The sequence below is a fragment of the Polaromonas sp. CT11-55 genome, from assembly GCF_047303325.1.
In the GTDB taxonomy this organism is placed as follows: domain Bacteria; phylum Pseudomonadota; class Gammaproteobacteria; order Burkholderiales; family Burkholderiaceae_C; genus Polaromonas.
Map to the genome: position 1 here is coordinate 60,499 of NZ_JBKBEX010000023.1, position 26,448 is coordinate 86,946.

A 26,448-nucleotide genomic window follows, 5' to 3' on the forward strand; every position below is an offset into this window, starting at 1 on the left:
GGGAAGTCTCACACCCGCGCGCGCAACCACTGCGCCAGGTCCACCATGACCCGCAAGCCGACGGGCGATACCGCCGTGAAATGGATGCAGGCATGAATGGCCTCGGGGTAGTGCCGGTGTGCCACCTCCACGCCCGCTGCGGCCACGCGCTGCGCGAGGGCATGGCCTTCATCGCGCAGGGGGTCATGGCCCATGGTCGCCACCCAGGTGGCGGGCAGGCTGGCCAAGCCGCCTGAATCGAGCAAGGCATAGTCGGGATGCTTCTGCGCATCGGCATCTCCGCCCAGGTAGCACGCCATAAACCATTGCATCACGCCCATGGTCAGGAATTTGCCTTCGTTCTCGGGGTAAGACGCGCTGGGCTGGTCGGGGTGCTGCGCCACCGGGTAGATCAGGCCCAGCGCGCGCACGGCCCCGGAGTTGACGCGGCGCGATGCCACCAGCGCGAGTTGCGCACCGGCGCTGTCGCCGGCCACGGCGATGCGGCTGGCGTCACCGCCCAGCGCGTCCGCATTCGCAAGCACCCAGCGCAAGGCGGCCTCCACGTCGTCGGGTGCGGCGGGGAAGGGGTGCTCGGGCGCCAGCCGGTAATCCACCGCCACCACCAGCATGCCGGCGTGGTAGCACAGCGTGCGGCAAACCTTGTCGTGGGTCTCCAGGTCGCCGATCACAAAACCGCCGCCATGCGCGTACAGCAGCACGGGCCAGGGGCCTGTGGTGTCGGGGCTGTACACGCGCAGGGGCAGTGGGCCGCCGGGGCCGGGGAAGCTCATGTCGCTTACCTTCCCGACGGCTGGCGCCGGCAGGCCCAAGGTGTCGGCGAGCTGGCGGTAAACCTGCCGGCCGATGGCAGAGGGCAGGCTTTCCATGGGCGGGTTGCCTTGCATGGCGGCCTGGGCCAGGAAGCCGGCCAAGCCGGGGTCCATGTCGGCTGTTTCCAGCACGGGGTTCACAACAGCTTTCATGTGCGGGTCCTTGTTGGTAGAGGGTCTATTCATCGCAAGAGTCTTCCGTCGCGCGCGCGCATGCCGATCTCGACGTGGTCCGAGGCCTGGTGCCGCTCGCGGCTGAACGACAGCTTGAAGCCGCCCAGGTCCAGCGCGCCCAGGCTCTCCATCGCTTCGCCCAGGCGCTGGCCGTCGGCGCGCGGGCCGGCGCGGCGCAAGGCCTCGGTGCAGACACGCAGGTTCAGGTAGGACTCCAGGCCTTCGAAGGTCAGGGCTTCGGGGCCTATATAAGCGTCGGCGTCGCGCTCGAGTTCGCGAACGATGGGCAGGCGCGCGACTTCCGGGTTCGGCACCACGCTGGTGTAGCCCACCAGCCGGTTGCGAAACAGCCGTGTCAGCTGCGTGAGCCCCGAGGTCGATAAGGTAGCGACGGTGGACGGCACGCTGTCATAGGCCGAAGCCGGAAGCCGGCCCAGTGCGTCAAGCACCTCGTTGCCCAGGTTCATGATCAGGGCTTGCGGCGCTGTTTTTGCCGCGTCCTGGAATGCTCTTTCAATCGACTCAAGCCGCGCATCGGCCGTGACGCGGCTGACCTGCTGGCCGCTGCGCTGCAGGGCGGCCACCAGCGCCGCGGTGCGCGCCGGCTCCGAGTCATCGGCCAGCACCGCCACTTTGGAAACGCCTATGGAGCCCAGCTGGCGCGCCAGCGCCTCGGCTTCCCGGGCATCGTCGGGCCGCAGGCTGAAAACATGGCGAACGTCGGGTGCGCGCAGCGCCGCCGCGCCTGACATCGGGCCGACCAGCGGCACGCGCAGCTCGCGCGTGGCCTGGGCTGCTTCCCCGCAGGCGCGCTCACCGAGGCAGTTGGCGATGAGCTGCGCATTGTGCTTGCGTACCAGGGTGCGCAGGTTGGCCGCCACGCGCCCGGGGTCGCCGCCGTCGTCCAGCGTCACAAGCTCCACGGGACGCCCGAGAATGCCGCCCGACGCATTAACGCGCTCCACATGGGCGCGGGCGCCGGCCAGCACGCGGTTCGCGACCGGAAAGCCCGGGCCGGTCAGCGGCAGCGATTGCCCGATGACGATGGGTTCGGGCGCGGCATGACTTGCCGCCGCACAGCAGAACATCGCTGCGGCAAGAAAGCCGCGCATAGTGATGGATCCGGTCATACCAGTGCGCGCTTGCCAGCCTGCATGTGCAACGCGGCCGGCATGGCCGGGCGCAGCAGGAAATGCGCGAGCGCCGGCAACAGCACCAGCGCCCCCACCATGTTCCACACAAACATAAAGGCCAGCAGAATGCCCATGTCGGCCTGGAACTTGATCGGCGAGAAAGCCCAGGTGCCCACGGCCAGGGCCAGCGTGATACCGGTGAGCAGCACCACGCGGCCGGTGAACTGCAGCGCATGGTGGTAGGCGTCGGAGAGGCTGGCGCCTTCGCGCATGCGCGCCAGCGTGATGCTGAGCACATACAGCGCGTAGTCCACGCCTATGCCCACGCCCAGCGCGATGACCGGCAAGGTGGCAACCTTCACCCCCATGCCCAGGCCTACCATCAGCGCTTCGCACAAAATCGAGGTCAGCACCAGCGGCAGCACCGCCACCACCACGGCGCGCCAGGAGCGGAAGGTGATCCAGCACAAAATCACCACGGCCGCATACACCCACAACAGCATCTCGCGCATGGCCTTGCCCACCACGATGTTGGTGGCGGCCGCAATGCCGGCGCTGCCCGCCGCGAGCTTGAAGCTGACCTCGGGCGTGTTGTTGACGGCCGCGAAGCGTTCCGCGCTGTCCACCACGCCGGCCAGCGTTTCGGCCTTGTGGTCTTTCAGGTAAACATAGAGGGCCAGGAAGGAGCAGCTCTGGTTGAAGAGCTCGCGCGGCGCGCGCGTCTGCACGCCGCCCAGGGCGCCTTCGTTGGGCAGCAGTTCAAACCATTTGAAGTTGCCCTCGTTGTAGCCCACCATGGCCAGCTTGGAGAGCGCCGCCATGGAGTTGGTGGATTCCACGCCGGGCAACTGCTCAAGCCGCCAGGCCAGCGCATCAACCTTGGCCAGGGTTTCATAGCCCGTGCATTTGTCCGCAGGCGTGGTCACCATCACCGTCAGGATGTCGGCGCTGGCCGCGTAGTGGGCGATCTGGTAGGCGTTGTCCTGGTTGTAGCGCGAGCCGGGCCGTAGTTCGGAGGCGCCCGCATCCAGGTCGCCGATTTTCAGATGCAGGCTGGCGGCATAACCGCCCGCGGCCATCAGCGCCGCGACCACCACGGCCGCCGTGGCCCAGCGCTTTTGCGTGAAGTGGTCCAGCAAGGCCCAGAGCCATGAACGTTGAGCCCCTTGCGATGCTTCCTGGCGCAGGCTGCGTGCCGCCGCCGCGGGCGCCACGCCCACGTAAGACAGCAGGATAGGCAACAGCACCAAGTTGCTGAAGATCAGCACCGCCACGCCAATGCTGGCGATCAGCGCCAGATCCTGGATCACCTTGATCTGGATGATGACCAGCACCGCGAAGCCCACGGCATCGCAGAGCAGCGCGGTCAGGCCCGCGACAAACAGGCGCCGAAAGGTGTAGCGCGCGGCCACCACGCGGTGCGTGCCGCGGCCTATGTCCTGCATGATGCCGTTCATCTTCTGCGCGCCGTGGCTCATGCCGATGGCGAACACCAGAAAGGGCACCAGCACCGAATAAGGGTCCAGCTCGTAGCCCAGCAGCGCCAGCAGGCCGAACTGCCAGACCACCGCCACCAGCGAACAGGCCACCACCAGCGCCGTGCTGCGCTTGCAGCGGGTGTAGCCGTAGAGCACCACCGTGGTGATCGCCAGCGCCAGCAGGAAAAACAGCAGCACCTGGTGCAGGCCCTCGATCAAATCGCCCACCACCTTGGCAAAGCCGGTCACGCGGATCTGCAGCGTGTCGCTGCCGTACTTGGCGCGCAAGGCTTCAATCTGGCGCGACAGCTCGCCGTAGTCCAGCGCCTGGCCGGTCTCGGGGTTGCGGTCCAGCAGGGGCACAAACACGATGCTGGACTTGAAGTCGCCGGCCACCAGCTGGCCGATCTCGCCCGAGCGCTCGACGTTGGCGCGCAGCCCGGCCAGGCTGGCGGGCGAGCCGTCATAGGCGTCGGGGATCACAGGCCCGCCGTCCAGGCCTTCCTCGGTCACGGCCACCCAGCGCGTGTTGGAGGTCCACAGCGACTTCATGAAGGGCCGGTCCACACCGGGCAGCAAAAAGATCTCGTCGTTGACCTTTTGCAGCGCGTCGAGGTAGGCCTTGTCGAAGATGGTGCCCTGTCTGGCCTCCACCACCAGCCGCAGCGCATTGGCCTGGCCGCCCAGGTCGGCCTTGTGGGCCAGGTAGTTGACGATGTAGGGGTGGCCTGTAGGAATGGTTTTTTCAAAACTCGCGTTGAGCCGCAGCTTGGTGGCCTGCCAGCCCAGCAACAGGGTGAGCAGCACGCAGACGGCCATGACCCAGGGCCGGTGATTAAAAAAGACGCGCTCGAGCAGGGTGCCCGAGCGCGTGTCGAAATCCTCCAGCCGCGCAACGACGGGTTGAGCGGGCTGGAGATCAGGAGAGGAAGCGGAGGAGGAATCGGCGTGCATGAGGTTTGGGTCGCTGTCTTTTTCAGTTGGCGGGCAGTTGCACGCGCCGCATGCCGCGCAGGCTCGCGAGTACCAGGGCGCCATCGGCGGCCAGCGCGGCGCCGGAGACCGGCACGGCTTCGCGCGCCGGGATGCGCTTGAGGGCCGGCTCGTTCTCGGCGCCCAGCAAGGCATCACCGGCCTGGCTCAGCAGCACAAAACCGCCGTCCGGCAAGGCCAGGCCGGCGCCGACCGCCATGGGCACACCGGTGTCCAGCTTGTCCCAGTGCTGCCCTTCATCGCCGGAGCGGTAAGCCGTGCCGCGCAGGCCGTAGGCCACCAGGGCGCCGCCGCGTGTCTGCAGCAGGCCGAAAAAACTGCCCTTGTAGGGCGAGGCCAGCGCGCTGAAACTCGCGCCGCCGTCGCTGGAGCGCAGCAGCAGGCCCTGCTCGCCGGCGACCACCAGCGTGCGGCCGCGCGCGCGCACGCCGTAGAGGTGCAGGCTTTTCGAATTCGGCAGCCGCGGCCCCAGCGCCGTCCAGCTCTTGCCGCCGTCCGTGGTGGCAAACATCAGGTTGTAGGCGCCCACGGCAAAGCCGCGCTGGACGTCCATGAATTCCAGGTCAAAAAACGGTTTGTCCGCGCCTTCTTCCACCAGGCGCTGGGCCTGCGCCACGGCGCCAGCATCGCCCGTGCGCTGCGCGGCCTGCTTCACGAGTTCGGCCGCCTGCACGCCGTCAAGCTGTTTGTGCCAAGTGGCGCCGGCGTCGTCGCTGCGCAGGATGACGCCCAGGTGGCCGGCGGCCCAGCCGGTGCGCGCGTCGGCAAAACACACGGCCGCCAGGCTGGCCTGCACCGGCACCTGCGCCTGGCGCCAGCTCGCGCCGTGGTCGTCCGACAGCAGCACCGTGCCGCGCTCGCCGACGGCCACCAGCCGGTCGCCGGCCCGCGCCACGGCCAGCGTGGCCGCGCCCAGCGCCTTGGGTGTTAGCAGCGCGGCCTGCGACAGCACGGCCGGCGCGCTGGCCGCCCATGCCGGCAGCATGGCCGCGCCGCCGCCCAGCAATCCCGCGAGGGCGGCCTGTCGGCGCGTGACTCCGGCCATCAGCGCGCGCCTTCGCTGGCGAGGGATTCGGCGCTGAAGAAGGAGCGCGGAATCGGCGGCTGCACCTCGTACTGCTTGGGCAGCTCGTTGGAGGCCATGTTCAGGTAGTAGGCGCCGGTCTGCATGTCATAGCCGCCCCACAGCACGACGTTGCTCACGGCCGGGATGTCCGGCGCCGTCAGCATCAGCGCGTAGTTGGTGCGCCAGAGCTGGCCCTTGGCGTCCCAGCCGTCGAACAGCGCGATCTGCCAGGAGTCCTCGTCGATGTAGTACTTGCGCTTGGGCACTACGTGGCGCTTGCCGGCCGCCAGCGTGGCCTCGACTTCCCAGACGCGGTGCAGCTCCCAGCGTACCTGCGCGGGGTTCAGCGTGTTGGGTGTCACCAGGTCCTCGATCTTCGCGGAGGCGGCGCGGTTGTTGTTGTAGGGAATGTAGATTTCCTTCTTGCCCACCAGCTTGAGCTCGTGCTTGTCGATGGGGCCGAACAAGGTGAAGGCCTCGTCGAACAGGCCTATGCCGGAGGTCACCGAGTCGGGCGTGTCATAGGCCACCGAAGGCGCCTTGCGCACGCGGCGCTGGCCCACCAGGTACTGCCACAAGCCGCGCGGCGCGGCTTCGGAGACGCCGTCGAGCGCGAGGATGGCCTCACCCGCCTTGGAGCCCGGCGCATTGACCACCAGCTTGCCGTACTGGTAGTAGCCGTCGAACTTCTCGGCGCTGCCGTCCTTGTCGTAAAAGGCCTGGCGTATGGTCTGCGTGCCGCCCGAGGCCATGGTGCGTTTGCCGTCGGAGGTCACCACCCACACGCGCATGGGCATGGAGAAGTTGCCGCCGCGCCAGGCCGTGCGCTGGTTCCACATGGCTTCATAGCCGTCCTTGGGGATGGGAAACGGTATGCCGCCGAACGCGCCTTCCATGCCGTAGCCGCCTTCAATCGTTTTGGCCCGGGTGGCGTTCTTGAAGGTGTTGTCGTACACCGACTGCGGCGCCGCCGCCGTGCGGTGCGTGGGATAGACGTCGATGCGGAAGTCGGGGTACTTCTTCATCAGCGCCTGCACGCCGTCGGTCAGCTTGTCGGCATGCTGCGCCATGTTCTTGGCATTGATCGACAGGAGGGGTTTTTCGCTGGGATAAAGGTCGGGCCGCGCGTCGCCGTTCTTGTAGCCCGGCGTGGCCTTGGTCAGGCCCCCTTCCCAGGGCGGGATGCTGCCGTCCTTGTTGCCGGCTTTTTCGGCGCCCATGGGGGTCAGGGTGGATTTGAGCCTGGCGGCTTCTTCGGCGGTGACGGCGGCCTGGGCGGACATGGCACCGGCCAGCAGGGCTGCCATGAGCAATGAGTGTTTTGCGGTCTGCTTCATGATGGTTGTCTCTGGAATGGTTTTTAGAAAGTACGGGAAGCGGTGAAGGAAACGTAGTTGCGGTCTTTCAGGCTCTGGCCGTAGGACAGCATGCGAGTGGGGGTGCTCGGGTCGGTGACGGTCAAGGTGTTTTCCTTGCCGAAGAAGGCCGTGTAGTTCAGCGCGAAATTCCAGACGTTCTGGTATTTGCCCTTGATGCCTATGCTCACGTCGCCCGCCTTGCTGGCGCCGCCGGCGAAGTTGATGACGGCCGAGGAGCGGCCGCCGAAGTTGTAGCCCAGGCCCAGCGGGATGGACAGGTCCAGGCCGGGCAGCACCTGGAAGTACTGCGGCTCAAAAATCATGCGGAAGGCCGCCGCGTCGCGCGTGGCATTCGGGTCCAGCCCACCGAAGCCGACGGCGCTGGGGTTCTTTGTCACGCTCAGCAGCCGGTTCCAGGCCAGCTCCGCCACCAGGGCACCGCCGTCCCACAGGCTGGACTTGTTGAGCACATAAATGCCCGAGAGGTTGATGTGCGCCGTCCTGCCGGTGGCATAGCAGGGGTTGGCGGGCGAGCCGTCGCAGTTGGCGGGCGGCATGAAGGGCGCGCCGCCCAGCACGGCCGGGTCGCTGGCCAGCGGCGCGTTGCTGCGCAGCGAGCCTTCGAGCGCCCAGTTGAGCTGGCCTATCGACGAGGTGACGCTGGCGCCTATGGTCTTGATGCCCTTGGCATAGACGTTGTGCACATTGCCGTTGATCAGGTCGAACACCGGCACGGCCGGGGTCTTGTCGTTGTAGCGCGCCGCGTACAGGCCGAACTCGTAGTTGCTGCCGGCCGGTGCCCAGCGCAGCTGCGCGCCGAACTGGCCGCTGTCGCCCGGCTTCTGGTCACGGCTGGTATCGGTGGGCAGCACCGGCCCGCCCAGGTAGACGCGGCCTCCGCCGATGTAGTCCTGGTTGGAGAAATAGCTGCCGACGCCGGGGATCTTGCTGGGCCGCCACTTGAGCTGGTAGTAGCCGCCCAGCGTGAGGCCTTCGGCCACCTGCAGCGTGCCCGAAATTTGTTCCACCGGCAGCAGCACTTCCTTGAACTGCCAGTTCGGCACCGAAACGATCTTGGCGATGTCCACCGGGCCTTGCGCGTTGGCGATGCCGTTCTGGCCGAAGAACACGCTCTCGCCGTACTGCAGCGCATGTTTGCCCACGCGTATCGAGGCCGGCATGCTGCCGATGGAGCCCTTGCCCCAGACAAAGGCGTCGAGGAATTCGTCGCCGCGGCCGTGCTGGTCCCGGGTCGCGGGCACGAACTGGTTGACGGGCTGGCCCGCGAAGTTGCTGACGCCGGCCGTGCCGTCGTTGGCATTGGCGCGCAGGTACTGCGAGTCGTACCAGGCCGAGTGGCTGATGCGCAGGCCCCAGTTGCTGCGGCTGTAGTCGAACTCGGTCAGCAGGTCGGCGCGGTTGGAGATCAGGCCCTTCTTGAAGTTGAGGTCGCCGTCGTTCTCATTGGTCACGCCGCCGTCGCCGCGGGCGGCGGGCAAGGTCAGCAGCGCCGACGGGTCCTTGAGCCGCCAGGCCAGGCTGTACTTGGGCGTGAAGTCCAGCCGGATCTTGGTGTCGGGGTCGGCGGACTCCAGCTCGAAGGCATGGGCCGGCAGCGCGCAGGCCAGGCCGCAGGTCAGGGCCAGCGTGCTGAGCCTGAAGGGGGTGAATCGCTTCGTCATGATTTTTGTCTCCTCGTTATGTGTGTTGCTTGTCGTGGTGTCGTGGGTGTGGGGGTGGTCGGTTGCCTGCGGGCGTATCGGTGTCAGATGTAGGTAGAGGCCAGTCCGCCGTCGACGGGGATGTTGGCGCCGCTGACCCAGCGCGCGGCATCGCCGCACAGCCAGGCCACCACCGGCGCGATCTCGTCGGCAAAGCCGGGGCGCAGCATGCGGTGGGCGTCGGCCTGGACGCGCTCCTGGCCCAGCATGGCCACGAAGTCGCCCAGGATGGGCGTGAACACCGGGCCCGGCGCCACGCAGTTCATGCGCACGCCCTTGCCCAGGAACCATTCCTGCGACTGAACGGCGTTCCAGACGATCAGCGCTTCCTTGAAGTACTGGTAGCAGGTGGCCTGCGGCACCGGGTGGGCGTGCAGCCAGGCCGCGCCGGCCTCAAAGCCTTTGGCGGCCGCGAGTTCCTTGTGCAGGGCCAGGCGCTGCGGCCATTCGGCCCCGAGGATGGAAGCCACGTTGACGATGCTGCCGCCGCGCGGCATGCGCGCCAGCACTTTTTCCGTCAGGTGCCTCAGGCCCAGGTAGTTCACGCGGGCCACCAGCTCGCCGTCCGCCGTGCCCGGCACGCCGGCGATGTTGCACAGCGCATCGACCTGGGCCGGCAGCTGGGCCACGGCGGCGTTTATGGCTTCGGCCGTGCCGAGGTCGGCCTTGATGAAGCCGTCCAGCGTCAGGCTGGGGTCGTTGCGGTCCATGCCGATGACACGCGCGCCCTGCAAGCGCGCCAGCCTGGCGGTCTCGGCGCCTATGCCCGACGAGGTGCCGGTGATGACGATGGTTTTGCCTTGCAGGCTCATCAGGCTCATAAGGCCTCCGGGGTATGCGGATTCATGAAGCTCTCCTTGAAGTGGTGAAGTCGTGGGCTGAAGGTCCGGTTCAGAACGGGAACATGGGCGCGGTATCCTTGATGGTCATCCACTGCCACTGCGTGTATTCCTCCCAGTCGGCCGGGCCGCCCACGCTGGTGCCGTTGCCCGCGATGCCGGGGCCGCCGAAAGGGTTGACGCAGTCGTCGTTGACGGTCTGGTCATTGATGTGGACCATGCCGGCCTTGAGCTGCTGGCCCACCGCCATGGCGCGGCCCACAGAGCGCGAAATGACAGCGCAGGCCAGGCTGCCGGTGTTGTTGTTGGCCAGCGCCACCGCTTCCTCGTCGCTGCGGAAGGTGACGATGTTGGCCACCGGGCCGAAGGTTTCCTCGTCGAACGCGCGCATGCCGGGCTTGACGCCGGACAGCACCGTCGGCTTGTAGAACAGGCCGTCATGGGTGCCGCCGGCTTCGAGCTTCGCGCCGGCCTTGATGCTGTCCTGCACGATGGCGTGGACGCGGTCGCGCTGGCGCGCGTCGATCAGCGGCCCCAGCGCGACCTGGCCGGTGGCGCCATCGCCGACAGGCAGGTGTGTGGCTTTGGCGACCAGGCGTTGCAGGAACGGGGCTGCGATGCTTTCATGCACCAGGATGCGGTTGGCCGCCATGCAGATCTGGCCCTGGTGCAGGTAGGCGGCCCAGGCGGCATTGCTCGCGGCGATGTCCAGGTCGGCGTCGTCCAGGATGACCAGCGAGTTCGCGCCGCCGAGCTCCAGCGACACCTTCTTGAGGTGCTTGCCCGCGAGCTCACCGATGCGCCGCCCCACCGCGGGCGAGCCGGTGAAGGCGATCATGGGCACCAGCGGGTCGGTCACCAAAGCCTCGCCGGCCTCGGCGTCGCCGGGCAGGACCTGCAGCAAGTCCTTGGGCAGGCCCGCTTCCGCGAAGATGCGCGCGATCATCAGGCCGCCGGTCACCGGCGTGCGGGTGTCTGGCTTGATCACCACGGCATTGCCCGCGGCCAGCGCCGGCGCTACGGCGCGCAGCGTCAGGATCAGCGGGAAGTTGAACGGCGAGATCACGCCCACCACGCCGTGCGGCATGCGGCGCGCGATGCTGGTGCGTCCCGGCACGCTGGGCAGCACATGGCCCTGAGGCTGCAGCGGCATGGCCGCAGCCAGGTGGCAGATGGTGATGGCCTCGCGAATCTCATGCTGGCCCTTGGGCAGGATGCCGCCGGTTTCGCGTGTGGCATACAGCGCGAGCTCGTCGAAGTGCTGCTGGAACAGCGCGCCGGCGCGGCGAAATACGTCGGCCTTCTCGCGCGGGGGCAGCGTGGCCCAGGGCTTTTGCGCGCCGGCCGCCGCCCGCGTGGCCCCGGCCACATCCGCCGCGTTGGCGATGCCCACGGTGCACATCACCTTGCCGGTCGCGGGCTCGACCACGTCGCGCTTGCCGCCGCCCAGCGGTGCGCTCGCCAGCGCGGAAAAATCCAGAAATGCCTTCGCGTCGGATACACCCATTTGCTTTTGTCCTCACGGTTGTTTGATCAGCTCGCCACATCGGCGCGTCGTGCTGCTGTATCGCAATGCATGTACCAGCGCGGCATGCCAGGGCATGCTTGAGGCGCGGAGCCGGGCGGTTTCTCATTGGGAAAACCGGGACATACCCTAGGTCCGATTGCTGCGGCGCAGCACATGGAAAGCCCTGAGTTGGATTTGATCAAATAGTTATAAAGTAAAACTACTTTTTCACCATTTGATCAATCCAAGGAAACTGCCATGGGTGTCTCTGATCGCATTTCGCTGGCCGAAGTGGCCCGGGCCACCGGTGTCGCGCTGGGCAGCTTTGACAGCGCGTCGGTGGCCAAGGCCCTGGGCGGCTTTGCCAGCACCCACATAGGCGGTGACACGCATCCGACGATTGCCGACATCAGCGAATGCCTGTTCTTCTCGCCGGGCGACGGGCGCATCTGGCTGCAGGACCAGCGCATGGTGCTGCTGCACACCGAGGCGCTGGGCGCCATGCGCCGCGAGATGGTCGACAGCATGGGCATTGAAAAGGCGCGCGGCCTGTTCACCCGCGCCGGTTACGTCAGCGGGGCCCGCGACGCCCAGCTGGTGCGCAAGCACTGGCCCGACGCCGACCCGCCGGCGGCCGCCATGGCCGGCACGCGCCTGCACGCGCTGGAAGGCGTGGTCAAGGTGGAGCTGGTCAGCGTGACCTACGACCCCGACACCAGCGGCTATGAGGGCGAGTTCATCTGGCACAACTCCAGCGAAGATGATGAGCACATCGCCGCCTACGGCATAGGCGGCTCGCCGGCCTGCTGGATGCAGGTGGGTTATGCCACGGGCTACGTCAGCACACTGTTCGGCCGCCTGATCGTTTTCCGGGAAACCATGTGCCGCTCCATGGGCCACGCGCAATGCCGGGTGGTCGGCAAGTCCGCCGACAAGTGGGACAACATTGAAGAGGACATGCGCTACCTGAACGCCAGGGAGTTTGTCGACACCGCGGCCTATGCGCGCAGCGAGGCCGGCCCGGCCGACCTGGCGCCCAGCGAGGCGCCCGCCGGCGACGCCATGGTCGGGGCTTCATCGGCCTTTAACGCGGCCTGCCACCAGCTCAGCCGCGTGGCACGCACCACCGCCACCGTGCTGTTCACCGGCGAGTCCGGCGTGGGCAAGGAAAAGTTCGCCAGCATGCTGCACAGGATCAGCCCGCGCAAGGACCAGCCCTTCATTGCCGTGAACTGCGCGGCCATCCCGGAAACCCTGATCGAGTCCGAGCTGTTCGGCGTGGAGCGTGGCGCTTACACGGGGGCCAGCCATTCGCGGCCGGGCCGCTTTGAGCGGGCCAGCGGCGGCACCCTGTTCCTCGACGAGATCGGCATGCTGAGTTTTGTGGCCCAGGGCAAGCTGCTGCGTGCCCTGCAGGAGGGCGAGGTCGAGCGCGTGGGCGGCACGCGCGGTATCGCGGTCGACGTGCGTGTGGTGGCCGCCACCAATGAGGACTTGCGCCAGGCGGTGCGCGAGGGCCGCTTTCGCGAGGACCTGTTCTTCCGGCTCAATGTGTTTCCCATCCACCTGCCGCCGCTGCGCGAGCGGCGCGACGACATTCCGCTGCTGATGAACCATTTCCTGAACCACTACCGGCGCAAGCACGGCTGCAACACCGGCGGCTTCACGCAGGCCTCGGTGCGCACGCTGCTGAACTATGACTTTCCGGGCAATATCCGCGAACTGCAAAACCTGGTGGAGCGCGCGGTGATCATGGCCGATGCCGACGGCCTGATCGACGTGCACCATCTGTTCACCGGCGGCGAAACCTTGAGCGCCGAGGTCATGACCTTGAGGATGCAGGGCAATTCAGGCACCTTGAACTTCGAGGGCGCGCCGGCTTGTGCCAATCCCATACTGGCGGGCGCAGTCTCCCCGCAGTCGCTGGAACAAACCGAGCGCGATACGCTGGAGCGCGCGATCTCCGCCTGCCAGGGCAACCTCTCGGCGGCGGCGCGGCGGTTGAACACCACACGCGCCAAGCTGGCCTACCGGGCCAGGAAGCACAGCCTGATTTAGGTCGTTGCCGGCGCCAGCGCTCCCAAATAGGCCCTGACCTTCTCATCGCGCGCCAGCGTGTCGAAGTCGGGCGCCTCGCTGACCGCGCCCTTTTGCACAAAGATGAAACGCTCGCAGCATTGCCGCAGGATGTCCACGTGGTAGGGCTCGTTGGGGTGCAGGCATAAAAACACCAGCCGGCCATTGGCCTTGAGCCTGGCGAAGAAGTCCAGCATAAAGCCGATGTAGCCGTCCTGGGTGTTGAACTGCGGCTCGTCGAACAGATGCACCAGCGGTGAATCGCTGTGCGCGTGCGCCAGCATGAAGTCGGGTTTGGTCTTTTGAAACGAGCGCACCTGGTAGGACTGGTGGTAGTGGATGGCCAGCCGGTCGCGCTCGCGCGTGCGCACCTGGTGGATGTCCTGGCCGTTCACGAGCACGCGGCCCGCACTGGGCAGGTTGCTGCCGGTGATGAGTTCGAACAGCGTGGTCTTGCCCGAGCCGTTGGGGCCCATGACACCGACCACGCAGGGCTTGTCAACTTCAAAGTCGGCGTTCAGCGAAAACGTGGTGGTCTTGCGGAACACGCCGCGCTGGTATTGCTTGGCGAGGTTTTCGACGCGTAGAAGAGGATGGCTCATGCGGGTCAGACTCCCAAAAGCTGCCGGCACAAGGCGGCGTCGTTGCGTAATTCGGCCGCAGGGCCCTCGTGGACGATCACGCCCTGGTTCATCACATAAGCGCGGTCGGCCACCGCCAGCGCGCTTTGCACGTTCTGCTCGACCACCAGCACCGCAATGCCTTCGGCCTTGAGCCGGCTGATGGTTTTCATCACGTCCTGCACCACCTTGGGCGCCAGGCCCTGGCTGGGCTCGTCGAAGAGCACCAGGCCGGGCGAGCCCAGCAGTGCGCGCGAGATGGCCACCATCTGCATCTCGCCGCCCGAGAGGTTTTCGCATTCGCGGTGCATCAGGTATTCGAGCGCGCTGAAGATTTCAAAACATTCTTTCTCGTGCCAGGGCCGAAAGCGCGTGGTCTTGCGTGCGATGGCCAGGTTGCGCGCCACCGTCAGCGTCGGAAAGATGCGCCTGTCGTCCGGCACCCAGCCCATGCCGGCCTTGGCGATCTCATGCGTGGGCAAACGTGTGATGTCCCGCGCATCGAAGGCGATGCTGCCCTTGCGCGGCGGCGTCAGGCCCAGCACCGAGCGCAGCAGCGTGGTCTTGCCCGCGCCGTTGGGGCCCAGTAGCGCCACGACTTCGCCGGCGCCGACTTTGAGCGACACGTCGAACAGCACCTGCGTTTCGCCGTAGAAGGTGTCTATGTGCTCCACGGCCAGCATGTCCTGCTGCTGCGCAATGGTGTGGATGGCGGGTTGGAGGACGGCGCTCATGCCAGCGCTCCCAGGTTGGAGCGGCGCACCCATTCGTTCTCGCGCAATTGCTCGGGTGTGCCCTGGCTGATGACCTGGCCCCAATGGATGACCGAGATCTGGTCGGCGAGCTTGAAGAGGAAGTTCATGTCGTGTTCGATGATCACAATGGTCAGCTGGCGCTTGAGTTCTTTCACCAGCTCCATCAGTCGCGCTGTGCCTTCGGCGCCCAGGCCGGCGGTGGGTTCGTCCAGGAACAGCATGCGCGGCTCGGCCGCCAGTGCCACGCCGATCTCCAGCGCGCGGCGCTCGCCGTAAGACAGGCTGCTGGCCGGCGTGCGCTCCTTGCCTTTGAGGCCCACGCGTTCGAGGATCGCGGCGGCCAGCTGCTGCGCCGTGTCGTCGGCGCCCAGGTCGCGCCAGGGGTTAAAGCCCTGCCGGCGCACATGCGGCGTGGCCACCAGCACATTGTCCAGCGCGGTGTAGCTGTCGAACAGATTCATGATCTGGAAGGAGCGCGACACGCCCTTGCGCGCGATCTCGCGCGGCGAGAGGCCCGTGATGTCCTCGCCGGCAAAGGTCACGCGGCCGCGGTCGGGTTTGTAGCGGCCCGTCAGCACATTGAAGCAGGTGGTCTTGCCCGCGCCGTTGGGGCCCATGATGCCGTTGAGTTGCCCTTCCTCGAAACTGAGCGTGATGTCTTGCAGCACCACCTGGGCGCCGAAACGTTTGGACAGGCCGCTGGCCTCAAAGAGCTTCACAGCGCACCTCCGGCCGGTGCGGGCTTGGCGGCGACCGCGCGCCGCGGCCTGGCCTTCCAGGCCTGCCAGGCGCCGGCAATGCCTTCGGGCTTGAACAGCACCATGGCCATAAAGACCAGGCCGTACCAGAGCAGCCAGGTCTCGGTGTAGGCGCCCAGCAGGTCGCGCGCCAGGATAAAAAAGGTCGCGCCTATGACCGGGCCCCAGAAGCTCACCAGCCCGCCGCCTATCAGTACCATCATCACCACAAAACCCGAGTTGTGCAGGCTCATGACGTTGGGATAGGCCGACTGCTGCGCCATGGCGAACAGCGCGCCGGCCAGGCCCGCCACTGCGGTGGAGATCGTGAAGGCCAGCCATTTATAGAGCCAGACGTTGTAGCCCACAAAGGCCGCGCGTGTCTCGTTCTGCTTGATGGCGCTGAAGATGCGGCCCAGCGGCGAATGGATCAGCCGCCACAGCCCCAGCAGCACCCCCGCGAACAGCGCCAGGCAAAAGAAGAAAAGGGCGTTGTTGCCCGAAAGATTGAAAGAGACCACACCGAAATCCGCCGGCAGGCGCTTGATGTTGAGCAGCCCGTCCTCGCCGCCGGTGACGGTATGCCATTTGTTGGCGACAAACCAGAACACCTGGCCGAAGGCGATGGTGAGCAGCGCGTAATAAATGCCGCGCCGGTGCGAGATGAACAGCGCCACCAGCGCGCCCAGCGCCGCCGTGACCAGCACCGCGCCCGCCAGGTCGAACCACAGGTTGGGCCAGACCCTGAGCTGCAGCAGGCCGAAGGCATAGGCGCCCGCGCCGAAAAACGCGCCGTGCCCGAAAGAGGGCAGGCCGGTGAAGCCCAGCAGCAGGTTGTAGCCCAGCGCGAACAGCACCCAGATCATGATTTCCAGGGCCAGGTATTGGTACAGCCCGACGCGGCCCACCCACAGCGGCGTGGACAGCAGCACCAGCAGTGTGGCGAGCATCGGCAAGGGAATCAGCGGCGCGCGACCGGAAGCGAGTTGCATGGGGAATTTGTCTCTCTTGGGCTTTTCTGGTGGAAGGGAAAAAGGGAAAAAGGGAAAGGCGTTCGAAAAAAGACGCTGGACAAAACAGAATATAAATTCTATTATTTAAATAAGCAAGAACATTTATTCTAAATTGACGCGATGCAAGCCAGCCCGGCCCATCGCATTTCCCAGGCGGCAAGAACCCATGGACTCTGCAACGAATTACGAAGAACTCAAGGCGCTGATTGGCCGGACTTACCCGGACATGTCCAAGCAGCTGCAGCGCATCGCGCGCTTCGCGCTGGAGCAGCCCAACGACCTGGCGCTGGGCACGGTGGCGACGGTGGCTGAGGCCACCGAGGTCCAGCCCTCGGCCATGATCCGTTTTGCCAACGCGCTGGGCTATGGCGGCTTTTCCGAAATGCAGCAGGTGTTTCGCGGCCACCTGCTGGAGCGCTCCGACAGCTACCGCGAACGCATAGACCAGCTGCGCCGCAAGCAGCTCAACGGCGAGCGCGCGCCGGCCGGCGTGCTGCACCAGCTGGTGGGCGAATCGGTGGCCGAACTGGGCCATCTCGAGGAAAGCATTGCCCAGGCCGACCTGAAGGCCGCCGTCAAGCTCATGGCCTCGGCGCCGCGCATCCATGTGCTGGCGCAGCGCCGCGCCTTCCCGGTGGCCGGCTACCTCGCGTATGCGCTCAGCCAGCTCGAGCTGCGCACCCATTTGCTCGACGGCACGGGCGGCATGCTGCGCGAAAGCCTGCGCTCCATCGCGCCCGGCGACGTGCTGATCGCCGCGAGCTTTCGCAACTATTCGCCCGAGGTGATCGCCGCCGCGGCGGAGGCGGTCAGGCTGGGCGCCTCGGTGATCGCCATTACCGACGGCCCGCTCTCACCGCTCAAGGCGCATGCCCAGGTCTGCCTGGAGCTGGCCGACGATTCGTCCAAGCCCTTCCGCTCGTTGGTCGCGCCGCTGTGCCTGGCGCAGGCGCTGGTGGTCAGCACCGGCCACCAGCTGGCCGAACAGGGCGCTGCCAAAACCAAGGGCAAGCCGGCCGCAAAGCCGGCGCGCAAGAGGGCCGCATGAACCGCCCGCTGGACCTGATCTGCGTGGGCCGCGCCGCCGTCGACCTGTACGGCGAGCAGATCGGCGGCCGCCTCGAAGACATGCAGAGCTTCAGCAAATACCTGGGCGGCTCGCCGGCCAACACCGCCGTGGGCGTGGCGCGCCTGGGCCTCAAGCCCGCCATGCTGACGCGTGTGGGCGACGAGCACAACGGCCGCTTTGTGCGTGAAACCCTGGCGGCCGAGGGCGTGGACGTCAGCCATGTGGCCACCGACCCCAAGCGCCTGACCGCGCTGGTGTTCCTGGGTATCCAGGACAAAGATACCTTCCCGCTGGTGTTTTACCGCGACAACTGCGCCGACATGGCGATCAGCCCCGAGGACTTCGACGCGGCCTTTATCGCCTCGGCCAAGGCGCTGCTGATTTCGGGCACCCACCTCTCGCAGCCGCTCACCTACGAAAGCTGCACCCGCGCCATGGCGCTGGCCAAGGCCGCCGGCACGCGTGTGGTGCTGGACATCGACTACCGTCCCGTGCTCTGGGGCCTGACCAGCCCCGGCATGGGCGAGCAGCGTTTTGTGCCTTCGGGTGAGGTCAGTGCGCATTTGCAGACTGTGGTCGGCCATTGCGACCTGGTGGTCGGCACCGAGGAGGAAATCCACATCGCGGGCGGCAGCACCGATACGCTTACCGCCCTGCGCCGACTGCGTGAACTGACCGCCGGCACGCTGGTCGTCAAGCGCGGCCCCATGGGCTGCGTGGTGTTCGACGGCGCAATTCCCGATTCACTTGAGAAGGGTATGCAGGGCCCCGGCTTTCCGGTCGACGTCTACAACGTGCTGGGGGCGGGCGATGCTTTTATGTCGGGCTTTCTGCGCGGCTGGATACCGGGCGAGCCGCTCACGCGCTGCTGCGCCTATGCCAATGCCTGCGGCGCGCTGGTGGTCTCACGCCACGGCTGCGCGCCTGCCATGGCGAGCTGGGAAGAACTGCAGTTTTTCTTGGCGCATGGCTCCACCACGCGCCGCCTGCGTGAAGACGCGCGGCTGGAGCACCTGCATCGCGCCAGCACGCGCACGCGGCGCTGGGAAGAACTGGTCATCCTGGCTTTTGACCACCGCATGCAGCTCGAAGAGCTGGCCGCGCGCCATGGCGCGGGCATGGAGCGCATTCCGCATTTCAAATCCCTGATCGCTGAAGGTGCGCGGCTGGGTGCCGGCCAGCGCGCGGGGGTGGGCGTGATCGTCGATGGTCGCTTCGGCGAAGACGTGCTGCCTTCCGTCACGGGTAAAGGCTGGTGGGTGGCACGGCCCGTCGAACTGCCGGGCTCGCGCCCGCTGCAGTTCGAAGCCGGCTCCGGCCTGGGCGCGGCCATGCGGACCTGGCCCGGCGAGCATGTCGCCAAATGCCTGGTCAGCTACCACCCGCAAGACTCCGCGGCCTTGCGCGAGAGCCAGCTCGCCAGCCTGGCCGACCTGCAGCGCGCCAGCGTGGACAGCTTTCACGAATTCCTCATCGAGGTCATTCCGCCCAAGGACATGCACTGCGATAACGACACCGTGCCGCAGGCGCTGGCGCAGATCTACCAGGCCGGTATCTTCCCCGACTGGTGGAAGCTTCCGCCCGCCGCGACCGCATCCGGCTGGGAAAAGATCGCGGCCGTGGTGGCACAGCACGACCCGCACTGCCGCGGTGTGCTGGTGCTGGGCCTGGAAGCCAGCGAGGAAAAGCTGGACCAGAGTTTTCGCATCGCGGCGCCGCATGCGATTTGCCGCGGTTTTGCGGTCGGGCGCTCCATCTTTGCCGATGCCGCGAACGGCTGGTTTGCCGGCGCCATGGATGACGCCACGGTGGTCCAGGACATTGCCGAGCGTTATGCGCGGCTGATCGCGCTCTGGGACCAAGCGCGCACAGGCAAACGGGCCGGTATCCCCGCCGGCGCGGCCGAAGCCATGAGCTGAACAGCACAACAGCACAACAGCAGAACAAGAAACAAAACGGAGACAACATATGACAACCCGGATCGGATTTATCGGCATCGGCATGATGGGCCACGGCATGGCCAAAAACCTGTTGGCCAAAGGCTTTCCCCTGACCTTCAAGGTCAACCGCAACCGCGACAACCTGGCCGACCTCATCGCCGCCGGCGCGAAGGAAGCCAAGACCAATGCCGAATGCGCGCAGGCTTCGGACATCGTGTTTATCTGCGTCACCGGCTCGCCGCAGGTCGAGGACATCGTCTACGGCAAGGACGGCCTGTTGGGGAGCGGCCGCCAGGGCCTGATCGTGGTCGACACCTCCACGGCCGAGCCTGCCTCCAGCACGCGCATACGCAAGGACCTCGCGGCCAAAGGCATCAAGCTGGTCGATGCGCCGCTGGCGCGCACGCCCAAGGAGGCCGAGGAAGGCCGGCTCAACACCATGGTGGGCGCTGAGCTGGAAGACTTCAAAACGCTGGAGCCCGTGCTCAAGGCTTTCTGCGAAAACATTTTCCACGTCGGCCCGCCCGGCCACGGCCATGTGCTCAAGCTGGTCAACAACATGATGGCCATGAGCTTCGCGGCCTCGATTGCCGAGGCCTTCGCGGTCGCGGTCAAGAGCGGGCTGGACCTCAATCGCCTGTACGACGTGATCTCGGCCGGCGGCGTGAACTGCGGCATCTTCCAGATGATGGCGACCAAGACCCTCAAGGAAGGCGACGTCACGGGCTTCAAGTTCGGCATCGCCAATGCGCAGAAAGACCTGCGCTACTACACCCACCTGGCCGAGATGCTGCCCGTCAGCAGCTTGATGGGCGAGGCCGCGCACCAGAGCCTGATACAGGCCAGCAACGCCGGTTTCGGCGACAAGCTGATCGCCTCACTTTTTGAAGCGCAGGAAAAACTCAACGACGTCAAGATCGTTCCCCGTTAAGCCGACCCGTTAGCACCATTCACAAGCAGGAGACAAACCATGAGCGAGATCAACAACAAAGACGCAGCCCCAGAATTCCAACCCGACGCCACGGCCACTTCGCGCCGCGCGCTGCTCAAGCATTCCAGCCTGGCGCTGGTGGGCGCGGGCCTGTACGGCGCGGCACCCTTTATGGGCCCCTGGAAGCACAACCACGCCTGGGCGCAGGCCGGCCAGAAGAAGCCGCTGACCATTGGCCTCACCATGGACGCCTCAGGCCTCTATGCGGCCTCGGGTGCTGAAGAACGCCTGGGCGCAATGATGGCCATCAAGGAGTTCAACGACAAGGGCGGCGTGCTGGGCCGGCGCATAGAGGCCATCCACATCGACACCGAAACCACGCCGGCCACCGGCTCACGCGTGGCCGAGCGCATGATCACGCGCAACGAGGCGGCCTTCCTGATTGGCGCGGTGCATTCGGGCGTGTCCAACGCGATCTCGCAGGTGGCGCAGAAATACGGCACCGTGTTTTTGAACACCAACTCCAGCAGCCCGACCGAAGCCGGCAAGGACTGCCACCGCACCAAGTTTGTCTGGGACGGCAACGGCACCAATTTCTCCAACGCCATCGTCAAGAACGCCATCAAGGCCAGCGGCAAGAACTGGGTGCTGCTGACCAACGACTATGTGTGGGGCCACACCACATCGAAGGCAACGCGCGCCATTGTGGAGGCCAACGGCGGAAAGATCGTGGAAGAACTGCTGGTGCCGCAGAACACCCGCGACTTCTCGTCCTACCTGCTCAAGCTGCAGCAGCTCAAACCCAACGTGGTGGCCACGGCCGTGGGCGGCGACGACATCAAGGCGCTGCGCCAGCAGGTGGTGCAGCTCAAGATGAACCAGAGCATGGCCTGGATCAACAACCAGCAGGACTGGCCCGATGTCTACGGCCTGGGCCCCGAGGCCATCTTCGGCGTCTTCGGCACCACCTGGTACTGGCGCCTGAACCTGCCCGGCGTGAAGGAGTTCGTCGCGGCCTACCAGAAGCAGTTCCCGGGCATGGCGATTCGCGTGCCGGGCAATGTGTACCACAACAGCTACATGGCCACGCGCGAACTGCTGCGCTGCGCGGAGGAAGCCGGCACCACCAACAACATCGCGGTCATCAAGAAGCTCGAAGGCCGCAAGATGAGCGCGGCCGACCGCCTGCAGCATTACGACGCCTGGATGGACCCAGTCACCCACCAGTGCCAGCAAACCATTTATATGGCGACCTACAACGACCAGCCCGCCGAGAAAGACGACATCTTCAAAATCCTCACGCAAGCCGATCCCAAGGACGTGCAGGACAAGGATGCCGCGGGCGCCTGCAAGCTCGAGAGCTACGACGCGACGCCCAGCTACGAAGTCTGAGCGCCCGGCTTCTCATCTTTAAAGGCCGCGATGGACTTCCTGCTTCAACTGGTTCCCCACCTCGTCAACGGTATCTCGCTGGGCCTGCTGTTCGCGCTCATCGCGCTGGGCTTCATGCTCATCGTGGGGGTGATGGAAACCATCAACCTGGCGCACGGCTCGCTGTTCGCGCTGGGCATGTATTTCGCGTTGTTCCTCATCGCGCCGCAGCTGGGCATGTTTCCCAACCTGCAGGCTTGGTATATGGGCCTGCCGCTGGGAACCCGCTACGGGGTGGCGCTGATTTTTGCGCCCATCCTGGTCGGCATCTTCGGCATGCTGCTGGAGCTGTGCATGCGGCGCACCTACGGCCGCGACCCGCTCTACGGGCTGCTGCTGACATTTGGTGCTGCGCTGGTGATTGAAGAAACGATACGCCTGATATGGGGCTCTTCGGAAAAGCAACTCATGCTGCCGCAAGCTATCTCCGGCGCCTTCCTCATGGGCGACCTGGTGTATTCGAAGTACCGCTTCTTTGCCAGCGGCTTCGCGGTGCTGATGATTGTGCTGCTCTGGTTGTTTTTGCAGAAGACGCCCTACGGCGCCATCATCAAGGCCGGCGCGCACGACAGCGAAATGGTGCGCGCCCTGGGCATCAACCTCTCGCGCCTGCGTCTCTTTGTGTTCGGTCTGGGTGTGGCGCTGGCGGCGATTGCCGGTGTGGTCATGGCGCCCATCTGGGGTATACGGCCCCATGTGGGCGTCGATGCGGTGGTGCCGGCCTTTCTGATCATTGTGCTGGGCGGCGTGGGTTCGTTGTGGGGTGCGGTGATTGCAGGGCTCATGGTCGGTATGGTGGTCGGGCTCACGGGCTCTTATGCCTCCGAGTGGTCGCTGATGTCCATGTATCTGCTGTTTATCGCCGTGGTCACCTTTCGCTCGCGCGGCCTCTTCGGAAAGAAAAGCGTGCTCGATGCTTGAGTCGCTCAGTCACTGCTTACCGCAGAGAGTATTTGAATGAAACCGCTTCAAGACAAAGTCGCGCTGGTCACAGGCGCGGCCGGCACCATGGGCCTGGCTGTCGTCAAGGCCTTGCTGGAGGACGGTTGCAAGGTCGCGATGGTCGATGTGAGCCACGAGCGCAACCGCGCGCTGGCCGATGAGCTCGGGCCGCGCGCCCTGCCGTTTTCGTTTGACATCAGCGACCCCGCTGCCGTCGGTGAAGGCTATGCGCTTGTCGTCAAGGCCTTTGGGCCTGTGGACATCCTGGTCAACAACGCCGGCATCCTGTCCAACAACAAGGTCGAGGCCACCGAGGCTTCTGAATGGCGGCGCGTACTGGGGGCCAACCTGGACGGCGCTTTTTACCTCGCGCAGCAGGTGGTGCCGGCCATGAAGGCGCGGCGCTTCGGCCGCATCATCAACACCAGTTCGCTGGCGGCCAAGACGGGCGGGCTGACGGCAGGCACAGCCTATTCGGTGTCCAAGGGCGCGATGAGTTCGTTGACTTTTTCGCTGGCGCGCGAGCTCGCGCCTTTCGGCGTCACGGCCAATGCCGTCGCGCCGGCTTATGTCAAGACGCCCATGATCACCGAGCAGCTCAATGAAGAGCAGCGCCAGAAGCTGCTCAAAGACATCCCGGTCGGCCGCTTTTGTGAGCCCGAGGAGTTCGCCCATGTGGTGCGCTTCCTGGCTTCGCCGCTGTCGGGCTTTATCACGGGCGAGATCATTGACCTCAATGGTGGACTGCTGATGGATTGAGGAAAACCCTTTCGCCGCTCGCCCGCTTTGCGCCCACAATTTCGCCATCCATGAGCAGCATCACACCCCGGATTGACTTCAGCACTGCGCTGACAGGCTTGTTTGACCTGAGCGGCAAGACCGCCTATGTGCCCGGCGGCTATGGCGGCATAGGCGAGGCCATTGCCTGGGGCCTGGCGATCGCGGGCGCACGTGTCGCGGTGTCGGGCCGCGACGAAGCCAAGGCGCAAGCCGTGGCGTCGGCGATGCGCGCGGCGGGCCATGAGGCCCTGGGCCTGGCCATGGACGCGCATTCGGTGCCGCAGATGCAGGCGTCTGTCGACGCCGTGGCACGGCAGTGGGGCGGCCTGGACATCCTGGTGAACTGTGTCGGCATGCAGCGCGAACAGGCCTTGCTGGAGGTCACCGAAGAGGCCTTTGACGAAGTGCTGCAGGTCAACCTCAAGGCTGCGATGTTTCTCGCGCAGGCGGCAGCCAAAAAACAGATAGCAGGCGGCAAGGGCGGCGCGCAGGTGCACTTGCTGTCGGTGCGCGCGCAGCTGGGCCTGCGCGGCCGTGGTTATTCAGCCTACAGCAGCAGCAAGGGCGGCCTGGTCATGCTGATACGCCAGCATGCGAGCGAGTTGGCGCCGCACGGCATCACCGTCAACGGCATCGCGCCCACGGTGGTGCAGACCGAGATGGCGCGCCACTGGCTGGAAAACCCCGAGACGCATCAACAGGTGCTCGATCGCATTCCGCTGGGCCGCGTGGCCGACCCGCAGGACGTGGCCGGCGCGGCGGTGTTTTTTGCGGCGCCCGCCTCGCGCTTCGTTACCGGGCAGGTGCTGTATCTCGATGGCGGAATCACCGCCTCTCAATAAGCCTTAGCGCTTGCCGGCGAGCGCCGCGACGGCGTGCTGCACGCCGCCGTTGCCGAAGGGAATGCCCCGCACCCGCATGGCGGCTTCCACGCCGGCCAGGCAGCCCAGGATCATGGCCGGGTTCATGTCGCCCAGGTGGCCGATGCGAAACGTGCGTCCCGCCAGCGGGCCCAGGCCGCCCGCAATCGCGACCTGAAATTGCTCGCGCGCGACCGCACGCATGGCCTCGGGATCCATGCCCTCAGCCACTGCTACCGTGGTGACGGAGACCGAACGCGCCGCCGGCTCGCGCACAAAAAAGTCCAGCGCACCGCCTTCGCTCCAGGCCTGGACGGCGGCATGCACGGCGCCGGCGATCAGCCGGTGGCGGGCAATGACTTCTTCAAGGCCCTCATGAAATATCAGCCCCAGCGCGGCCTCCAGGCCGAACAGCAGGGTTTGCGGCGGCGTACCGCAGAACTTGCGGTAGCTCAGCGGGCTCTGCCGCCGCGCCCAGTCCCAGTAAAAGCGCGGCGTGGGGTTGGCCGCGGCCACCTTCATCGCGGCGGCGTCGGCGGCGACAAAGGCCAGGCCGGGCGGCACCATCAGGCCTTTCTGCGAGGCGCCCAGCACGACGTTGGCGCCCAGCGCATCCATGGAAAAAGACGCGGCGCCCAGCGAGGCCACCACATCCACCACCAGCAGCGCGGGGTGTTTCGCCGCATCCAGCGCCTGCCGGACTGCGGCGATGTCGCTGGTCATGCCGCTGGCGGTGTCGGTATGCACCACAAACACGGCCACAATGGCGTGCGAGCTGTCGGCGCGCAAGGCGGCTTCAATCGACTGCGCGTCAGCCGGGTAGCCTTCGCGCCAGGGCGTGCGCAGCACCCGCGCGCCCATGGCCTCGGCCTGCACGGCCCAGGATTCGGAAAAATGCCCGGTGCCGGCGACCAGCACCTGCTGCCCCGGCGCGAGCAGGTTGGCGATCACGGCTTCCCAGGCGCCGTGGCCGTTGCAGGTATACATAAAGACGTCGGCCTTGGCGGTTTGCAACAGCGCCTTGAGCCCGGTTTCGCAGGCCTGGATCACACGCTCCAGCCGCGGGTCGCCCATGTCCATGGGCTGCCTTCGCATCGCGTCCATCACCTCGTCGGGTACCCGCGTGGGGCCCGGTGAGTGGAGGAATCGATGGCCGGGGATGCGTGGGTGGGGTGTCATGCCGAAAAATTATGCGCCAGCGGGCTTGCGGTTGACCAGCACGATGCCGGCCGCCACGGTGGCCAGCGCCACCAGCAGGCCGGTGGTCACGCTTTCCTTGAGCCACAGCGCGCCGAACAGCAGCGCGAACAGCGGCGTGAAAAACACAAAGACCGAAATTTTGGTGGCCGGGTAGCGCCCGAGCATCCACATCCAGGCCAGGTAGCTGGCGAACGCGCCTATCGCCGTCTGCAGCAGCAGCGAGGTGATGGCGAACGGGCTGAATTGCCAGGACCATTGCTCGCCCAGGTAGAGCGACAGCAAGGGAAACACGGCGGCGCTCACGGCCAGCTGGTAGAACAGCAGCTTCTCTGCGGAGATTTTGACCAGTTGGGTGGCGCGTATCACGACGGTAGTCAGGCCCCACAGCATGCCGGCGGCCAGCGCCAGCAGATCGCCGCGCGCGGTCGAGGCGTGGTCGCCGGTAAAGCCTTCGCGCAGCGCGAACACCACGGCGGCGAAGGCGCACAGCAGGCCCAGCCACTGCAGGCCGCGCAGCCGTTCGGACTTGACCCACAGCGGCACCAAGGCCGCGACCCAGAAGGGCGAGGTGTACAAAAACACCGTGAGGCGGGAAGCGCTGGTGTATTGCAGGCCGACATAAATGCAGGCGAACTCCGCGCCGAACAGGGCACCGGCCAGCAGGCCGGCCTTGAGCGAGCCGTCGCGGCTGAACAGCGGAATCTTGCGCCACAGGCACCACAGCCACAGCAGGGCCGTAGCGCCCACCAGGCGCAGCGAGGCCTGGAACATGGGCGGGATCTCGCTGATGGTGGCCTTGATCAGCACCTGCTGCAGGCCCCAGAACAGGCAGCAGCCCAGCAGCAGGGACATGGCGAGGGCGTCGAGATGGGTCTTGCGTGTCATCGGGAAGGACCTGGGGAAACTGGCGGGAACCTGAAAGCGGGGGGGGGGGGCCCCCCCCTATTTGGATTTTAAGAGGATTCGACGGTTAAAAACAACCCCCCGGGGACAACACCCGCCCGGCGCCCCCC

Annotated in this window: 22 protein-coding genes; 8 read left to right on the forward strand and 14 right to left on the reverse strand. The window is 66.1% G+C overall.

From position 1 onward, the window contains the following. Positions 1–8 precede the first annotated feature (8 nt). From ACEN8I_RS18700 to ACEN8I_RS18735, 8 genes are all read right to left on the reverse strand, one after another. Entirely contained in the window at positions 9–998 is a 990-nt protein-coding gene (locus ACEN8I_RS18700; RefSeq protein WP_413330083.1) for an alpha/beta hydrolase, read from the reverse strand. Next, complete coding sequence (locus ACEN8I_RS18705; RefSeq protein WP_413330084.1) at positions 995–2,116, reverse strand: ABC transporter substrate-binding protein; 1,122 nt, start codon at positions 2,114–2,116, stop codon at positions 995–997. Before ACEN8I_RS18705 ends, ACEN8I_RS18700 begins: the two co-directional genes overlap by 4 nt. Further along, positions 2,113–4,551: an efflux RND transporter permease subunit gene (locus ACEN8I_RS18710; RefSeq protein WP_413330085.1), complete on the reverse strand. Its 2,439-nt coding sequence runs from the start codon at positions 4,549–4,551 to the stop codon at positions 2,113–2,115. The genes ACEN8I_RS18705 and ACEN8I_RS18710 overlap by 4 nt, the downstream gene beginning before the upstream one ends. A 22-nt stretch (positions 4,552–4,573) precedes the next feature. Then, on the reverse strand, positions 4,574–5,635 hold the full coding sequence (locus tag ACEN8I_RS18715) for a WD40/YVTN/BNR-like repeat-containing protein (protein WP_413330086.1): 1,062 nt from the start codon (positions 5,633–5,635) through the stop codon (positions 4,574–4,576). Further along, a complete protein-coding gene (locus ACEN8I_RS18720; RefSeq protein WP_413330087.1) occupies positions 5,635–6,993 on the reverse strand; it encodes a DUF1329 domain-containing protein in 1,359 nt (452 codons plus the stop codon). Before ACEN8I_RS18720 ends, ACEN8I_RS18715 begins: the two co-directional genes overlap by 1 nt. Positions 6,994–7,016: 23 nt before the next feature. Continuing rightward, positions 7,017–8,696 (reverse strand): DUF1302 domain-containing protein, encoded by a 1,680-nt coding sequence (locus ACEN8I_RS18725; RefSeq protein ID WP_413330088.1) that lies wholly within the window; start codon positions 8,694–8,696, stop codon positions 7,017–7,019. An 83-nt stretch (positions 8,697–8,779) separates the two neighbouring features. Next, positions 8,780–9,547 carry a coniferyl-alcohol dehydrogenase gene (locus tag ACEN8I_RS18730; RefSeq protein WP_413330104.1) on the reverse strand — a complete coding sequence of 256 codons (768 nt, stop codon included), beginning with the start codon at positions 9,545–9,547 and terminating at the stop codon, positions 8,780–8,782. 79 nt (positions 9,548–9,626) lie between these two features. Then, a complete protein-coding gene (locus ACEN8I_RS18735) occupies positions 9,627–11,081 on the reverse strand; it encodes a benzaldehyde dehydrogenase (protein ID WP_413330089.1) in 1,455 nt (484 codons plus the stop codon). A gap of 258 nt (positions 11,082–11,339) precedes the next feature. On the opposite strand from ACEN8I_RS18735, the gene ACEN8I_RS18740 reads away from it, so the two are divergent. Next, positions 11,340–13,139, forward strand: coding sequence for a sigma 54-interacting transcriptional regulator (locus ACEN8I_RS18740; RefSeq protein ID WP_413330090.1), 1,800 nt, complete (start codon positions 11,340–11,342; stop codon positions 13,137–13,139). On the opposite strand, the gene ACEN8I_RS18745 is transcribed toward ACEN8I_RS18740, so the two are convergent. From ACEN8I_RS18745 to ACEN8I_RS18760, 4 genes are read right to left on the reverse strand one after another with little or no spacing between them, the layout of a single operon-like run. Then, on the reverse strand, positions 13,136–13,759 hold the full coding sequence (locus tag ACEN8I_RS18745; RefSeq protein WP_413330091.1) for an ATP-binding cassette domain-containing protein: 624 nt from the start codon (positions 13,757–13,759) through the stop codon (positions 13,136–13,138). The genes ACEN8I_RS18740 and ACEN8I_RS18745 overlap by 4 nt on opposite strands. Positions 13,760–13,764: 5 nt before the next feature. After that, entirely contained in the window at positions 13,765–14,511 is a 747-nt protein-coding gene (locus tag ACEN8I_RS18750; protein WP_413330092.1) for an ABC transporter ATP-binding protein, read from the reverse strand. Next, positions 14,508–15,251, reverse strand: a complete 744-nt coding sequence (locus ACEN8I_RS18755; RefSeq protein WP_413330093.1) for an ABC transporter ATP-binding protein — start codon at positions 15,249–15,251, stop codon at positions 14,508–14,510. Before ACEN8I_RS18755 ends, ACEN8I_RS18750 begins: the two co-directional genes overlap by 4 nt. After that, complete coding sequence (locus tag ACEN8I_RS18760) at positions 15,248–16,261, reverse strand: branched-chain amino acid ABC transporter permease (RefSeq protein ID WP_413330094.1); 1,014 nt, start codon at positions 16,259–16,261, stop codon at positions 15,248–15,250. The genes ACEN8I_RS18755 and ACEN8I_RS18760 overlap by 4 nt, the downstream gene beginning before the upstream one ends. A gap of 187 nt (positions 16,262–16,448) precedes the next feature. On the opposite strand from ACEN8I_RS18760, the gene ACEN8I_RS18765 reads away from it, so the two are divergent. The 7 genes from ACEN8I_RS18765 to ACEN8I_RS18795 are packed head-to-tail and all read left to right on the forward strand — an operon-like array spanning position 16,449 to position 24,217. Next, positions 16,449–17,330: a MurR/RpiR family transcriptional regulator gene (locus ACEN8I_RS18765; RefSeq protein WP_413330095.1), complete on the forward strand. Its 882-nt coding sequence runs from the start codon at positions 16,449–16,451 to the stop codon at positions 17,328–17,330. Next, entirely contained in the window at positions 17,327–19,270 is a 1,944-nt protein-coding gene (locus ACEN8I_RS18770) for a bifunctional 5-dehydro-2-deoxygluconokinase/5-dehydro-2-deoxyphosphogluconate aldolase (protein WP_413330096.1), read from the forward strand. The genes ACEN8I_RS18765 and ACEN8I_RS18770 overlap by 4 nt, the downstream gene beginning before the upstream one ends. Positions 19,271–19,319: 49 nt before the next feature. Next, positions 19,320–20,222, forward strand: coding sequence for an NAD(P)-dependent oxidoreductase (locus ACEN8I_RS18775; protein ID WP_413330097.1), 903 nt, complete (start codon positions 19,320–19,322; stop codon positions 20,220–20,222). Positions 20,223–20,261: 39 nt separating this feature from the next. Continuing rightward, positions 20,262–21,614, forward strand: coding sequence for an ABC transporter substrate-binding protein (locus ACEN8I_RS18780; protein WP_413330098.1), 1,353 nt, complete (start codon positions 20,262–20,264; stop codon positions 21,612–21,614). Positions 21,615–21,644: 30 nt separating this feature from the next. Beyond that, entirely contained in the window at positions 21,645–22,574 is a 930-nt protein-coding gene (locus tag ACEN8I_RS18785) for a branched-chain amino acid ABC transporter permease (protein ID WP_413330099.1), read from the forward strand. 36 nt (positions 22,575–22,610) lie between these two features. After that, complete coding sequence (locus tag ACEN8I_RS18790; RefSeq protein WP_413330100.1) at positions 22,611–23,354, forward strand: SDR family NAD(P)-dependent oxidoreductase; 744 nt, start codon at positions 22,611–22,613, stop codon at positions 23,352–23,354. A 50-nt stretch (positions 23,355–23,404) separates the two neighbouring features. Continuing rightward, positions 23,405–24,217: an SDR family NAD(P)-dependent oxidoreductase gene (locus ACEN8I_RS18795; protein WP_413330101.1), complete on the forward strand. Its 813-nt coding sequence runs from the start codon at positions 23,405–23,407 to the stop codon at positions 24,215–24,217. Positions 24,218–24,220: 3 nt separating this feature from the next. On the opposite strand, the gene ACEN8I_RS18800 is transcribed toward ACEN8I_RS18795, so the two are convergent. Together ACEN8I_RS18800 and ACEN8I_RS18805 are read right to left on the reverse strand one after the other, a co-directional pair. Next, the gene (locus tag ACEN8I_RS18800) at positions 24,221–25,414 is read right to left on the reverse strand and encodes a pyridoxal-phosphate-dependent aminotransferase family protein (RefSeq protein WP_413330102.1); all 1,194 of its coding nucleotides are present in this window, start codon (positions 25,412–25,414) and stop codon (positions 24,221–24,223) included. A gap of 9 nt (positions 25,415–25,423) precedes the next feature. Beyond that, complete coding sequence (locus ACEN8I_RS18805) at positions 25,424–26,320, reverse strand: DMT family transporter (protein WP_413330103.1); 897 nt, start codon at positions 26,318–26,320, stop codon at positions 25,424–25,426. Positions 26,321–26,448 lie beyond the last annotated feature (128 nt).